Origin of the sequence: Pseudoalteromonas luteoviolacea H33-S (assembly GCF_001625695.1) — a bacterium.
GTDB classification, from domain to species: domain Bacteria; phylum Pseudomonadota; class Gammaproteobacteria; order Enterobacterales; family Alteromonadaceae; genus Pseudoalteromonas; species Pseudoalteromonas luteoviolacea_B.
The window spans coordinates 1-15,655 of the sequence record NZ_AUXY01000053.1 but is presented as its reverse complement, the minus strand read 5'-3'; the positions used below and the strand labels follow the sequence as shown (position 1 = coordinate 15,655).

The following is a 15,655-nucleotide window of genomic DNA, read 5'->3' as shown; positions in this document are numbered from 1 at the left end:
GTAACATGCAATTTGTATGGTACATATTATTTTTCATCGCGACTTTTTGTACACAAGCTAGCGTAAAACCAATCACAGAAATACCACTTATCGTTGGCAAAACGCTCAGTATTTCCTCCAAATATATAAAGGAAACACCAAACTTTGATGTGTATTTACCCTCGGACTATCACACCACATCTGAAAAACGTACCTACCCACTGGTTGTTACGCTCGATGGTTGGCTAGTCTCTGAGGCAACAAATGGTATTTTAAGCCACCTCGGCGACACTGCTTCCATGCCGCAAGCCATTATCGTATCCATTCACTCCCATAATAGGTTTGCATGGGGGCCTAAATTGCATGCAAGTTTCAGTGGATGGAATGGCGACGTAGAAGGCTTTTCACAAGGGCGCTCGCAAGACATGATTAACTACTTGCAAAAAGAGCTGTTTCCATTTTTAAAAAGTCAGTACCGCATCAATGATTTCCGTATTTTCATCGGTGCATCGCCCACTGCGGCATTTGGTTTGCATACCTTAAATGCAGCACCTAATCTATTCAACGCGCATTTCTTATTTGCTGCAACCGATGTACTGGGATTGGGCTATACACCTGATACCACCATGATTGATGCAATCGCTAAAAGCTTCGAGAAGACCCCCGACAGAACCGGTTTTCTCTATGTCGCGTCAGCAAAGCGAGAAGCTGAGAGAAACCCGGTCAGATATGCCCTTGCCAAACAGCTTCGAGAAGCGCTCGCCCCTTACTCAAAAACATTTAAGTTAAAAGTCGAACACATCGATGATTATGGTCACTACCCCATGATAGTGCCCGGCTTATTAAACGCCATTGGCTTTGTATTTCCGCGTAAAGACTGGGATATAGGTATTAAATTCATCGAGTTCACAAATAACGGGAATCAAACACTGACAGATATCCTCGCGCATTATCAGATGCTTAGCAAACAAGTGGGTTTTGATGTCTACCCCAACTTAAACCTAAGCAACAATGCAGCCTGTATTCGTGCTATCGCACAGCGCTTACGAGGTCAAGGCCGCTATGGCGAAGCTGATGCGTTATTTAAGTATTGGATATCACACTCGCCAAGCTCTGCGTCAGCTGTCGCTGGACTTGCCGTCAGTAAAGAGCTACAAGGTAAAGCAAGTGAGGCACTGACACTCTATCGTAAAGCGTTAACACTATCAGAACCTGAAAATACCAGAAGAAAGGAGTGGTTAACGGATAAGATAGAAACACTGACAAAAAAGTAAATTCTGCCCCTCATATAATGAGTTTGTAACCCATGAGGACCTGTTCCGTCAGGTCCGATTTACTGACATTTAAGCGCTTAATTACACTTATAGCCATTAATTGAAACAGGGCAAGAATAGTTCGGATCAGAAATTGGCCCACATCCCATCGCAGAAATACCACCTGCTATTTGGCGTGTTTTTTCTTGATTTAATGAAGCCATTGTCTTAGAAAGGTTTTTTACGCTCTTTTTGTTCATTTTTAATTTCATTGTTATTTCCTTTACTTTGTTGAGCCAAGATTGGCAAAACCAGTGTGTCGCTAATTTGAACAAACAGGCACTAGACAATCGTCTAATAAACAAACAAGTTCACAAAAACGTCATATAGTCATATTCTTCTTTTATTGAGATAATATAACAATTACCAATTGATAAAGGATGCTATCATGGTCATGCCACACACACCTATACCAAGTTATGGTCGGATACCGCTTCTAGACACTATCCGCGGGTTTGCCTTATGCGGCATCATATTTGCCAATTTAATGAGTTTTTTTGGATTTTATTCATTAAATTATACTCAAATAAGCCAGCTTCCTTTTGCTGACAGAGCCACGTTATTTGTCATTGATTGGCTGGTTGAGGGTAAATTTTATACCGTGTTCGCCATATTGTTTGGCGCAGGATTTGCGCTATTACATGAACAAAAGCAAGGTGCTCATTTTGCTTCGTATTGGCGCAGGAGAATGGGTGTTTTATTGTTCATTGGCCTCATCCACATGTTTTTTATCTGGCATGGCGATATTCTTGTTTTGTATAGCCTTTTAGGTATGACACTGCCTTGGTTTATGCGCTTGTCTGCACCGCGCTTACTTTTTATCGCCCTCACCCTCCTGTTAATACCTTTACTTATTCACCTCATGGCCATAATCAGCAAAGATGCCAGCTTTTGGTCAGCTCTAAAACTGATTGCGCTAAGCTTAAAATCAAATCTCGGTTATGCGCATACCAGCTTGCTGAGTATGCGCACCTCAACCGAATTTATGGACGTGTTTGTTGCAAACATTTATAGCGCTATCCCAAGACCTATGTCTTATCTTATTACGGGAAGGCCCCTTCAAGTTCTAGGGCAATTTTTACTTGGGATTTATTTTGTCAAAACGTTTATGAAACAGGGTCGTATCAACATCGTTATTTCGTGGCAGGCAATTACTTTTTTAGCGCTTACAGGGCTTTTGCTGAATTTAGTGTACGCCGTAGTCAAAGCCATGACAGGTAGCCCGTTTTCTCTTAACTTAATTGGTTTTGTGCAAGGTGTGTGTTACCACCTAGGCTGCCTATTCTTAGCATTAACTTATCTTGCTTGCATCGTCAAATTCATCGATAAATGCCACAACAAAGTTGCACTTGGGCTTAATACTTTGGGACGTATGTCACTGACCATGTACTTAATGCAAACCACGCTCTGCGTCATGCTGTTTTATGGGTATGGCTTAGCACTGATGAATACTTTGCCATTTTATTTGATTGGAGTATTTGGTGCTGTCATTTTAGCTGCGCAAGTATCTTTTGGGCTGTGGTGGCTTAATCAATTTCGACAAGGGCCGGTAGAGATGATGTGGAGAAAGGCGTTGTAAATATGTAAAAAAGGGCCAGTAAGCTGGCCCTTTGGTCGATTCAAGTGGAGGTTATTTACACTCGCCTAGGTGTTTCCATACTGCCCAACGGCTAGAATATTGCGCTGGGTTTTGATTGCGTGTCCACCACTTCGCTTGATATAACTGTCCATCAAGGCTGGCTTGCTTACCAGATGTATACACGCTACTTGCCTGCCATGCTGGCACATCACAGCTCGGTTTACTGCCATTCACTTTAAAGCGATTTGTCGAAGACTGTGTACTCAAGCCTTGTGCATCCGTTGCAATGGCAAATACACTGTAACTCCCCGCCGCTGTAGTCTTAAAGTTAGCACTGTATGGCGCTACACTTGATGCTGCAACTTGCTTGCCATTCACAAAGTAAGCAATTTGCTTTAAATCATTGTCTTTGTCACTGGCGACAACTGACAGTGCAACTTGCTCACCAACATTAAATGTACTGCCATTTGCAGGGCTCGTTAAGCGTACGCTTGGGGCCTCTGGTGTTGGTTGTGGCTCAGCATTTGTTACCGTAATGGTACGACTCACAGTCGCGGATTGTGCCTCATCATTATCATATGCAACCGCTGATAATTGATAGGTGCCTACTTCCAGTGGTTGATAGTTAAATGCATAAGGAGTGCGCGTTAGCTCAGTTAGCGCTTGACCATTGACGCTCACTGCAACTTTAGCAATCTCACCATCGCTGTCATTGGCAGCAAATCGCACCGACACTGACTCACCTAATTCAATCGCTACATTACTTGATGGCGATGTAACTGAAAGGCTTGGCGCTTGGTTTGGCTTATCAGCCACACCGCCACACTCTAGCCCTTTTTTCCAAACACCCCAAGAGCCTGAGTTGCTGGCTGGACTTTGGTCTCGGTTCCACCACTTCGCCTCATATTCAAAGCCATCAAATGCGACTTTGTTACCTTGGGTATAGACTTTACCACCTTGCCAAGGTGCTGTTTGGCATTGGCTTGGATCGATCAGGCTAAATGACACGGGGGCAGCGTCTGTTGATAGGCCTTCATCATCGGTTACTTTGGCTGTCACCGTATATATACCTGTTTTTTCAGCACTAAATTGGGTCTCAAACGGCGCTTGAAGATCGGTATTATACAGTGCACCATTGACGAAAAACTCCACCTTCTCTACGGCTCCATATTCATCTTTAGCATCAGCTTTAAACGTAACGTCACTGCCAATCAGGTAACGTCCGTTGCTTTGTGGGCTAGTAATTGAGATAGTCGGCGCTTTATTTTCAGTACAAGCAAAAACACCTACCGCTTTAAAGGCTTCTCCCACGGCTTTAGTGTCGTAGCCCAAGTCAGCCGCAGCATCTGTTACGCCACAGGCAAGCGATTCAAACTTACCATTGTAAACCCAGAAGTTTTTATTGGCATGAAGCATCACTTCATAAGCTTTTTTAACCCCCCAACCTTCACTATTTGCAAGTAAATAGAAAGCGCGATTGAATACACCCGAACTGTGGTGAACACCCATGCCTATTTCAAACTTGCTGGCGTGACCGATAGAACGGCCATCTCGCTCTGGATTCTCCATATAACGAAGTGCCGTTCTATTTTTAAAGATACTCGCGCCAATCAGCCAGTCAACTTCACAAGTGCCATCTGGCTTTTGGTTCATAAAGCACTCAAGTGCTTCAGAAGTCATATCTGAAAATGACTCATTCACGCCACCAGACATATTGCTATAAACCAATTTAGAGTTTTGATGCGTGACACCATGACCGATTTCATGGGCAACAACCCCTAAAGACGTAAATGGATAAACGCCGTAGTTATCTAAGTCACCATCACCAAAAGTGACCTCTTTACCATTCCAAAACGCGTTCAAGTAATCTTTACGATAATGGATTCGCATTACAAGGTCGCCCGATAATGCACGGCTGTCGAACCAATCATTAAACATGTCTATGGTTGCTTGACCATAAAACATCGCGTCGTTGAGTGGTGAATAAGCACCATTTACATGCTTATGAGTATTTTCGTGACATGGGAACTGATACGTTTGTGTATTCGTTGTGCCATGTTCCATATCGATAACACGAATGTCTGTATGAGACATTTCACAATTTCCATTCCCCAACTCCTTTGCGTGGAACTTTGGCATATCATCACCATAATAATGCTTGCCAATTTTCTCATTACCCCCCGGACCCATGCCAATTTTTGAGTGATTAAGTGTTTCAATGCGCGACAGCACTTCACCGGAATGTGCATCAATTGCAAACTCTGGGCGCATTGGTGCATGTTCAGTTTCAGCAAATAAAGTCACTAAATAAGCGAGTTTTGCCTTGCCTTGATGAGGGTAAATAACCAGCTCAACCTGTTCATCTGATGTTGCAAGCAGCTCAGTAATTTGCTCTTTTGCAAACTCAATGGCTTGCTTATCAGAAATGCTCGTTTTAACCGTGGCAAGCGAGATATCTGGGACAACAGATCCACTGATTGAGGTGATTTCTCCTTCAGGTTGAAACCAAACACTTAAAAAGTTTTGTTCATTATGGTGAGTGACAATTTCACCGCCGTACACACGCACACCTTTATAATACTGGCTGCGGCGCATGTGGCGTCCGTCTTGTGTTGTTTGGTGGGTGATAAACTCTAAATCTTGCTGTTCGTCATTTGATGTCGCTCTAAAAAAGCTTTGATGCTGTGACAGCTGCGATTTGATGTTTGCTTTCAATTGTTCATTATTGTGCAGGCTCACAGGCTCGCTGGCCAAAGCCGCGAACGTTGAAAAAACACCAACACTTGCCGCGACCAGTAGCGCTATTTTTTTTGCTTTTAACATGGATATTTACTCTGTACTTGTTGTTATAGTAAGAAGGTGCATCCATGCACCAGAATGAACTCGGTTTGAATAAACTTGGTTTGAGTGAGCTCGGTTCGAACGAGCTCAGTTAACTAACCTGTTATAGCTTGCGCCAAACAGAGTTGCTGCCCGGAGTTTGACCGCGTGTCCACCAGCGAGCTTGGTAGGTTTCACCATTGTGAACCACTTTGTCACCACCGGTATAAACTAGGTCACTGCGCCAATCGCGTACTTTGCCATCATCAGGAATGATCTCAGCCCATACGCCGCCGTTACTTGGCACCGCACCTCGGGTCCACCAACGCGCTTTATACTGAACACCTTTGTACCAAACTGTGTTGCCACCGGTGTACACCTTGTTTGCATCCCAAGTTGTCTTGCCATCATCTGGCGTCGGCTCTGGATCCGTTTCGACATTCTTAATCGTCACATTAAACTGACGCGTCACGCTGTGCTCACCATCAGATACCACAACGGTGCCTGTGATTGTCTCAGTTTGTGTGACTTCACCTGCTTTTACCGTGACAGTGCTGCCTGTGCCAACAATCGTGTGACCCGGAAGTTGCCATGCAAAGCTCAGTGCTTTTCCTTCAGGATCGGTTGCTGATACGCTGATAGACTCGCTAGTGTTTTCATCAAGGGATATCGCTGAAATTGTCCCAACTACTGGCGCTTTGTTTTCTACAACAGGTGCTTTAACAATGACTTTTACTGTGCGGTTAACCGTGTTTGCATCATCACTGACAGCCAAGTTGACGGTGAACACAGAATCACTTGTGACACTTGGTGCTGTCACGATAACGCTGTCATTTTCACTTTGCAGATTTAAGGCCGCATCACCTTGCCAAGAAAAAGTAAGCGCTTTTCCTTCAGGATCGATAGCTTGAGCCGTTAGAACATGAATATCGCCCGCATTTAACGTAATCTGGTTCGTCAGTGTCACAACAGGTGCTTTATTCACTGGCGTTGGGTTAGTGACCTTACCCGCAAGGCCTTCGTGCATTGCATTTAAAATGTCACCATTGTCTGCATCGATTTCCCACGCAAATAGACCCGCTAAATTATGCTCACGTACATAGCGACCTTTTGCGCGCACAGAGCGAGGGCTGTCATAGGTAACCAAGGTGCCTTTTTGGCGATTCCAGACATATGCTGCTTCAGCTTGCTCATCGTACCCTACTTCAAAACCATTAATACCTTGCTCATCATGACCAATCATGTGTGCTTTTAGTCCCTTGTAGTCGATAACGCCTGCTTCCCAAACACCTTGCGACGTCGAACCGCGTAATTTACCATTTGCTGGCGCAGTCATTGGGTTATCAGCAATTTGTGCATTTTGTGGATATACGCCTTCCCAACCACGACCATACATCGCAGTGCCTACAACTAACTTTTCACTTGGCACACCTTGGGCCAAGAGCAATTTAATGGCATTGTCTAGCGTATATGCTGGGCCTTTTCGCGCTTCGCCTTTATCATCAACACCGGTGCCGTTACACTCATCTGTAGACATATGAGAGCCACAATAAATCGCAGTCTGGTGACCTGTTACATTGTTCCAACCACCTGCAAAGTCATACGTCATGGCAAAAATGTAGTCCATGTATTGCGCGGCTTGCTGATAATCAACGTCTTCAATTTTGTCGTAACCAGTACCGATTGCTGAAGTCAGCTCAAACTCTCGACCCATCTCAATCTCGAGTTCATCCAACATCGCACGAAGCTCTTTCATCAGGATGATGTAGACTTCACCATCTTTGTCTGAACCTAAATCTGGGTTTGCACCATCACCGCCTGGGAACTCCCAGTCAATGTCGATACCATCGTAGAATTTCCATGTTTTAAGAAATTCACGCATTGAATTCACAAAGGTGTCACGGTTTGCTTTCACATCAAAGTCAAAGAACGGATCTGAGAGTGTCCAACCGCCCACAGAAGGTAAAATTTTCAAGTCTGGGTTACGCTGCTTCAATGCCATTAGCTGTGCATATGTACCACGAATTGGATCTTTAGAACTGATCCCCGGTAGTGCTTTTTGCACCGCAGCCCAAGGGTCATGGATCACTACTTCATAGTCTTTTGAGCTACCACAGGCTAACTTAAGCGCTCTCAAACTATTGCCGTTTTCGATCTCTGCCAGCGAGTCATTTGGACCACATACTGGAATAAAACCATAAAGTAGGTGGGTTAAGTTATCTGCAGGAATTTGTGTCACATCGAACTTACGGCCATAAATACCCCATTCAACAAAATAAGCACCGACAACCGTGTTTGGATCTGTGTCGAACTTTTTATTGTTTGGATTTACATTCAGTTTAAGTGGCTCTAAGTGACCACCGTCTGTATCGGCGATCACAATTGGCTTTGAGGCAGACATCGAACAGCCAGATGCATCGCACAATGCGATTCTTAATTCGTGACGACCGGACTTGTGGTACGGAAAACGAATTGTGCCACCGGTTGTGCCCTCAGCGAGTGTGCCTTCATTCACCACTTCATTGTCAAAATATACTTTATAGCTATCGCCGCCTTTCCCTGACCATGCATTCCATTCAATTTGAATATCCACCACGTCTTTGGCTTGGATCAGTTGCTTGTATGACCCTCGGCCATAAATATTCACGTCAACAAACGAGTAATTTTGTGGTTTCCAGTTAATGCTTGGTGTTGATGGCGCAGCCACAACAGCGGCACTTGCAAGCGCTGCACCGACAGCTGCAGCAGTAGTTAAATATTTAAACATTTTTGAATTACCTCTATGATATTTTTATAGTTTTTTCCAAACGGAATGTTGATCAGGTTGCTGATTACGCGTCCACCAGCGAGCTTGATAGCGTGCACCGTTAAAAGTCACGACTTCACCGCCTCGGTAGGCTTTGCTTGACTGCCATGATGTATTGCCTGCATCTGAATCATCACCACTTGGTACTAACTCCCACGCATGGCTCGACGTTGGTAGTTGGCCGCGAACCCACCATTTAGCACGATAAGTTTTGCCTTGATAAACCACGGTATCGCCAGCTGTGTAGATTTTGCTGGGCGCCCAAGTATCACCTGTTGGCTTGTCTGGCGTGCCAGGATCGGTATCGATGTTTTTAACATTCACAACCAGTGGGACTGTTTTGCTTAAACTGCCATCTGACACGGTCACTTTGCCGTCAAAGCGCGTATCCGCGTCCACCTTTGGCGCAGTGATCGTGATGGTTGAACCTGAACCGGTAAAGCTCAATGCACTTGGTAGCTGCCAATCAAATTTCAGGGTCGGCTGCTCATCATCAAATGCATGGACATGCAAGTGCTTGCTCTGCTCTTCATCAATGGTGATTGGCGCTGGCGTGTGCACTGTTGGTGCGGTGTTTTTCTGCTTTGAAATCACCGATAAGTTATAGCTATATGACTTGTCTGATAAAAAGACTTGGTTGCTCGAAATCGCCTCAGAATTAAACTCAATATTACCCGATCTGTCTTTCACACCGATGCGCACAATGTCAGCAAATTGCGTACTAAGATTTAAAGCAAACTGACTTTGCCAGTGTGTTTCATTGGCTGAAGTGACATCGAGACGCTCTTGAATAAGCTCATTACCATTACCGTTGAATACTCTGACCCAAACCGTGTCTCCAGCACTTGCCTCTTGACCTTGCTTGACAAAATAATCGACTGGGAACCAAGTATCTGGCGTCGGCGTTGGCTCAGTACCACGCACAATGGTCACATCACTACAGTTATAAAAGCCTTCACCCACCACATCATCACGCTGCCAGCGGCTGTATAAAATCGCATCTCCAGAAAACTTTTCTGGGATCGCAACTTCCATCTCGTAATAGCGCTTGCCATCTGGTGCCATGAAAAATGCAATATTGCCATGCTCTTGCACCAGCTCTAAGTCACTCCAAGCAAGTGGTTTTTGCTTAAAATCCGTACCCGGCTTGGTTAAATAAAACTGCCAAAAGCTGGGGTTATGCGGTGTTGTAGCACGGTAGCGAATTTTCACTTGGCCATTAGCGTTTGGCTTTATCTCTGTTGCCTGCCACTGCGTTGACGGAATATTCATCCCCGCTTTTTGGCTATCACCTGCGCCACACAATGTGCCATCTGGGATATTTGCTTCAACAGCGGCTTGGTTACGAAAATCTGCTGTATTTGCTGCAAACTCATGCTTTTGAATAAATTGCACGTGTTCTGATTTAAGGTATGCAGCACGGCATGCAGCATTGGGGATTTTTGAGCCATCTTTTGGCCACCAAAATCCACCTTGCTCCTGACAGATTGCTTGCCTCGCTTTGGGAAAGTCCATATAGCCATGCGCGTTCACTTTACTAATGACGCCCACACCTATGGCTACGCCCAGCGCGCATAAGGTTACTTGTTGTCTCATAGTTTTCTCATTTATTGATTGTAAGAGTGATCCGCAGATCACTCCGGTTGGGAATAAAAGTGGCCGTTACAGGCTACACACTTTCTGCCATGCGCCACCGTTACTTGGTGTGCCATTTGTCCACCACTTGGCTTTATAAACAGCGCCGTTGTGGATCATCATGTCGCCGCCGACAGCATGACTTGGATCACCTGCCCAGTTGGTGCGAGGCCAGTTTGGATACGTGTTGATGTTCTCAATTTTCACGCCTTCACACTGCTGCCCATTTGGTGGGTTTTTATCGCCGTCACCCGGATTTGGATTGTGTTTTTTAGCGACTGGCAGATCTGGATATTCAGAGGCAAATGCATACTGCTTACCGTCTTTTTCAACAATAAAGTTCACAGGGCCTGTGATAGGCATGTAGTACATAACTTGTGCATTCACAGTCTCACCCGGGGCAAAAGACTCAAGCTGACCACCCCATTCATTTTTAAATGTGATTGAAAAACGGTGGAATTCATTTTCAAAACCGCCGATGTTATTGCCAGCAGAATTTGATGCATCATGCTCTACACGCATACCCAGCTTTTTGCGCGCATTCCAATTTGACTTGAAAATAGCCGAGGTAGATGTGGGTACATTGAACGTTATCGTTGCACCGGTCAGGTCAATCTCAGAGTTATTAGTAAAGGCAAACGTTGGGCGAATTGGGTAGTTTTGGTCACCCACCGGGAAATCTTTCGCTTCAAATGCAATATCAACTGCTTCGGTGGGTACTGCAAATGCACTATCACCAACATGATTGTCATAGGCCACACCACTTTGGTTGAAGGTGTTGTATGCCAGCGCTGTCATTGTCGAGCCCATGAAGTACTCGCCTTTATCAGCGTGATAATCAAAGTCACCAGCAAGCTCCCAGAACATGACACCACCCAGCCCCTTATCAACGACATAGTCTAATTTGGTTTTCATAGACTCTGTGTCTTCCATCGATAGGAATACTTTTTTCTCGGCGTTATACAGCCATGGTGCAACAGCAACTTCATCGTAATGACGTACGTAGTCACCGCGCAGAACATCATCTGCATCGGTTTCCGGTGTTAAGCCATAAACTTCTAAGTAACTTGGCTTGATCCCATGCTCAAGGTTTTTCGCATGCCAAAGTGGGTTGGAACCGGCAGCCACTTCTTGACCATTTTCAATGTCATGCCACAGGTTATCAATACCAATTGCACCGTTACCGCATTTGTTCTTCTCACCAATGCCTGTGCCTTTTGGACAATCGCTTTGGTTTGGCAAAGGTGCGCGGCCCCATAAGCCATTTTCACCACCGCGTACGTCTTTAAAGCCACGAGTGTAATATGGAATACCAATGTTGATACGTCCTGCTGGTAATGCACCGCGGAAATAGTTTACTGCCCAGTCGGTATTCAAATAACCAATGCCACCAAACTCTTTAGTGCCGTAGACATTCCACACCTTAAGCTCTGTGTCTTTCCCCGTATCGTAAAGCGGCGCATTGTGACCAACATGATCGTTCCACGCACCGTGCAAGTCGTACGACATGATATTTACGAAGTCTAGATACTGTGCTGTTTGGAAGGTTTCCATACCACGCAATAAATAGCCTGATGACGGAGAAGCAATGGTCAACATATAGTGTTTATCGTCTTGCTCACCTGCTTTATCAAGCGCTTCACGTAATTCTTTCATCAGCACTTGATAAGATTTGTTTAGCCCCGCACGTCTTGCATTACTCACAGGAAAATCTTCTGGGTGACCGGAGTCTTTCATTGATGATGGGTATTCGTAATCGACGTCTAAGCCATCAAAACCATAAGTTCTTAAAAACTCAACAGAGCTTTTCACAAATTGAGCAATACCAGCATGGTTAACGCTGCCATCAGCATTCGTGGTCATCGTATAGAAACCACCGTTATTCACGCGTTTACCAGTTTCGTCGAAATAGCCACCAGTTTCAGCCCAGCCACCAACCGAGATCATGGTTTTCACGTGTGGATATTGCTTTTTGTATTTATTCAGCAGGTTGAAATGCCCTTTGTAAGGCAAGCTAGGATCCATTTCAGCACCAGCAATACCTGGCCAAGTCATATTGGTTGCCGCATTACCGTCTGCATTCGGGTTACCAATGCTGATCTCATTTTTATCATTGACGTGTGCAAACGCGTAATTGATATGCGTAATCTTGTCCCATGGAATGTCTTTAACAAGGTAGCTTGGCTGATCGTTTTTGCCGTGGCGCCAACTTGTGAAGTAGCCAATCACACGTCTTGGATGGTCGGCGCCCATTTCTTCACGTCCTTCACTGTCATAGATATCACAGTAAGACGGCGTCACACCCGGCGTTTGGTATAAGCCCGCAGGGCGACAATCGTCATGTGAGCTTTGACCATCATCTTTCGCTTTCACCGTAAAGGTTCGGCTTATTTTTTCTGATTCTAGACCGTGTTCATCTTTAGCGACTAAGACAAATGTCTGCGGACCTTTTGCAGTGGCTGTCCATACATATTCGAATTCATTTTGAGATGTACTGACTACTTCGATGCCATTCACAGAGAGTGATTGAGTCAAACCATCTGACTCTTTATCATTTGCAATCAAAGTAAATACAATCTGGCTACCCACTTCTAGCTCACTTGGTAATTGAGCAGCTAAGCGTGCAATCGGTGCTGTATTTTGATCTTTTGGCGGCAACGCCTCAACACTTACTTTGCGACTGACTGATTTTGCAGTAGCACCATCGTCATCTAACGCAACACCATGGAACTCATGTTTGCCCTGTTTCGCTTGCCAAGAAAAGCTATATGGCGCTTGGCTCAGTACTTTAACCAATGCATCATTGTGGTATACCGCAACATGCTTCACTTCACCATCGCTATCATTAGCTGAAAAATCGATGATGACTTGTTCATTTTCAGCCACGGTGATATCCGCGATTGGTTTGAGCAATTTAATTGAAGGCGCTTGGTTAATAGGCTCTGCGCTACTGCACTCGCCTAGCTTCGTCCACTCTTGCCATTGGCCAGATTTTAGTTTTGGTGAAGAACGGTTCCACCAATTTGCTTTATATGCAACGTTATCTTGTTGCACCTGATTGCCGCCAACATAAATTTTACCTGCTTCCCAACTAGCTAGACTGTCACAGTTTACCTCGGCAAAAGCCGATGCACTGATCAAACCCATGGTAATGGCACTGAGCTTGAGTACCTTATTTGAGGATTTTGACACGCTCATTTGATTATTTCCTAATTTGTATGATTTTTGTTTATAAAATTACATTCAGTAACAATTTTACCTAATGCAATACTGAGCAGCGGCGATTGTACCGATCCAAAAACACACCACAAGGGATTAGGATAAATTAAAAATAACAAACCAAATAACTAGAAAAAAGACCGTTTTAGACAAAATCATGAGTTACGTAACACATTGATATTGATTGTTTTGTTGACAAATAAACAACAAAACACAAAGAGTGAATGTTAACTTAATTAACATGGTTTTTGTTTACTTTTATTTACAATATGGCGAGGACAAACCAGAAGTTAAACCATTATTATTAATTAAAAATAAATTTCTAATACTTTTATTTGTACTATAAATCACCTAATCGTTATGTTGATATTTGATAAATAGAAATAAAAAAAGAAACAATTATAGATTTATAAAGAATACTTTAGTATTTTCATGCAATTACTAAGGTGCTGCACTTTTTCATGTGGAGTTTTAATTAAACCGCAAAATGTCAATCATCTCTTATCATTACAGAACGCATTTTTTTGGAATGTTTTTTTATTAACAAACAAATTAACACAAATAAAACATACAAGTGTTTGACTCCTAGAGTGGTCAAGCTAAGGTTAAGTTACATTCATTTACTAGAGCATATAGAAGATGCGATTTTTGTTTAAAGTTTTGTTTACTGTGTTTATTTTTTGTGCCGGATTTGCACTGGGGGTATATTCTTTACCCATCATGATGGCTCCGCCAGCCCCCACACAAACAGCGCTCTCAACGGCGTCCAATCAAGCAAAGTTCACAGCCATGTTTAATAAAAATCTAAAAGGCTCAGACTTTTTGCATTTCGGTGAAGGCAATGTGTTTATCGGGGAGCAAAATATCGCGTTTGAAGGCAGGCTGGCACCAGGCCCTGACTATCGGCTATATCTATCACCTACATTCGTAGAAAATGAAGTTGAATTTGAACAGCATAAAAACACAATGCAGTTTGTCAGTATGGTTTCGAGCTTTAACGGCTTTATTGTTGATGTGCCAACAGGCATTGATATAGAAAAGTTTTCGACTGTGGTCGTGTGGTGTGAAACGTTTGGTGAATTCATTACTGCAGGAAAGTATCAGTAACTAAATGATATGGTTCAAGGGGCCAAACAGCCCCCCTATTATTGGATCATTAGCCACTATCGAAATTAGGATCACTGCCTTTTTTGCAGTGTGCATCCAGCCCTTTATTTTAGCCTATCGCATGACCTCCCTAGCCCTTGAATGCAAAATTAGTAATTTGTACATCCTGTCGTATAAGGAGCTTGAAACAATGACGATATACTTACCAACTTTCACACATATCTTATAGCACGCTTGGAAGTGGCTATGGGCATCACGTAAATATAATGGTTACAATGGAACTCAATACATTCTATTGTAGTCAACCGAGTTTAGCTCATTGATTGGTAATGGTACGAAGTAATCCGCGTTTGTGTTTTGAGCTTCATTCGTATAAATACACTGCGAAAAGATAGGAAGTTGGATATAAAAAGTTACATACTTTGTATTTATTGTTTCTCCGTATTTATAGTCAATGGGCCAGCCTTATCCAGTAAATGATTCAGGTTCAAGCAGCAAGAGGGGTATAAATCACATACTTTCTACTAAAGTAACGGTACATTAGAACAAAGGGGCTTGCATAACAGTTAATCATACTCACTGTAATGATAGATATATCAAATACAATGAAATCGATGAAGTGTATCTATTTCATTTAAGATAAATATCATACGGGGAGTTAATAGATCTTAACTCCCCTAACAGACTTACATTTAGTATCTATGTCCTAATATTGATTCACACCCCTCAGCATCATATCTCTCTGAACCTTTATAGAAAGCTCTCACGTAGCCTTTAAATTCATATTGACCATGACCAAAGAGCATCCCCTCAAACTCAAACTTAGTACCATATTTGATCATGTTTATTCTCTGCTTTAGGCCTGTCGACGCAGATCTCAGCTCTAACTCTATACCTGAATAGTCAGGCAAATCCGGATAGTATTTTCCATATTCGCCACGTGCAATATACTTGTCGTAGTAAGTTGCCTCATCATTTAAGGAACTCGCGCCCACTATTAAGGACGAGTTTGTTCTCACACACATACTTAAATATGGTTCAAAGTTACCTGTTAGATATTGATCTCTTTCAATATATAATACACCATAATGCTCAAAACCACCTGTTTCTGGGTTACGCTCATTCATAGGGAATGTTTCAAAATCGTCCGGCCTTGTGCCGTATGAATCACCTGCGCCGAATGAATCGCCTGCACCG

At 43.5% G+C, this 15,655-nt stretch carries 9 protein-coding genes; 3 read left to right on the top strand and 6 right to left on the bottom strand.

Translation table 11 applies throughout. The annotated features are described in order from the left end of the window. Positions 1 to 5 precede the first annotated feature (5 nt). Complete coding sequence (locus N477_RS05045; protein ID WP_063360517.1) at positions 6 to 1,253, top strand: alpha/beta hydrolase-fold protein; 1,248 nt, start codon at positions 6 to 8, stop codon at positions 1,251 to 1,253. A 77-nt stretch (positions 1,254 to 1,330) separates the two neighbouring features. On the opposite strand, the gene N477_RS25890 is transcribed toward N477_RS05045, so the two are convergent. Next, the gene (locus N477_RS25890; RefSeq protein WP_155731800.1) at positions 1,331 to 1,504 is read right to left on the bottom strand and encodes a hypothetical protein; all 174 of its coding nucleotides are present in this window, start codon (positions 1,502 to 1,504) and stop codon (positions 1,331 to 1,333) included. 176 nt (positions 1,505 to 1,680) lie between these two features. Between N477_RS25890 and N477_RS05040 the strand changes: the two genes are divergently transcribed. Continuing rightward, on the top strand, positions 1,681 to 2,871 hold the full coding sequence (locus N477_RS05040; RefSeq protein WP_063360518.1) for a DUF418 domain-containing protein: 1,191 nt from the start codon (positions 1,681 to 1,683) through the stop codon (positions 2,869 to 2,871). Positions 2,872 to 2,922: 51 nt separating this feature from the next. Here the strand turns inward: N477_RS05040 and N477_RS05035 are convergent, their stop codons facing one another. The 4 genes from N477_RS05035 to N477_RS05020 all read right to left on the bottom strand — a co-directional run bounded on the left by N477_RS05035 (position 2,923) and on the right by N477_RS05020 (position 13,330). Next, positions 2,923 to 5,694 carry an Ig-like domain-containing protein gene (locus N477_RS05035; protein WP_063360519.1) on the bottom strand — a complete coding sequence of 924 codons (2,772 nt, stop codon included), beginning with the start codon at positions 5,692 to 5,694 and terminating at the stop codon, positions 2,923 to 2,925. 121 nt (positions 5,695 to 5,815) lie between these two features. After that, a complete protein-coding gene (locus N477_RS05030; RefSeq protein ID WP_063360520.1) occupies positions 5,816 to 8,458 on the bottom strand; it encodes a glycosyl hydrolase family 18 protein in 2,643 nt (880 codons plus the stop codon). Positions 8,459 to 8,482: 24 nt separating this feature from the next. Continuing rightward, a complete protein-coding gene (locus N477_RS05025) occupies positions 8,483 to 10,093 on the bottom strand; it encodes a lytic polysaccharide monooxygenase (RefSeq protein ID WP_063360521.1) in 1,611 nt (536 codons plus the stop codon). Positions 10,094 to 10,159: 66 nt separating this feature from the next. Further along, on the bottom strand, positions 10,160 to 13,330 hold the full coding sequence (locus N477_RS05020) for a glycosyl hydrolase family 18 protein (protein ID WP_063360522.1): 3,171 nt from the start codon (positions 13,328 to 13,330) through the stop codon (positions 10,160 to 10,162). A 660-nt stretch (positions 13,331 to 13,990) separates the two neighbouring features. Between N477_RS05020 and N477_RS05015 the strand changes: the two genes are divergently transcribed. After that, a complete protein-coding gene (locus N477_RS05015) occupies positions 13,991 to 14,458 on the top strand; it encodes a DM13 domain-containing protein (RefSeq protein WP_063360523.1) in 468 nt (155 codons plus the stop codon). Positions 14,459 to 15,150: 692 nt separating this feature from the next. Here the strand turns inward: N477_RS05015 and N477_RS26255 are convergent. Next, on the bottom strand, positions 15,151 to 15,655 hold a 505-nt coding region (locus N477_RS26255; protein ID WP_196760582.1), incomplete at its 5' end, for a hypothetical protein.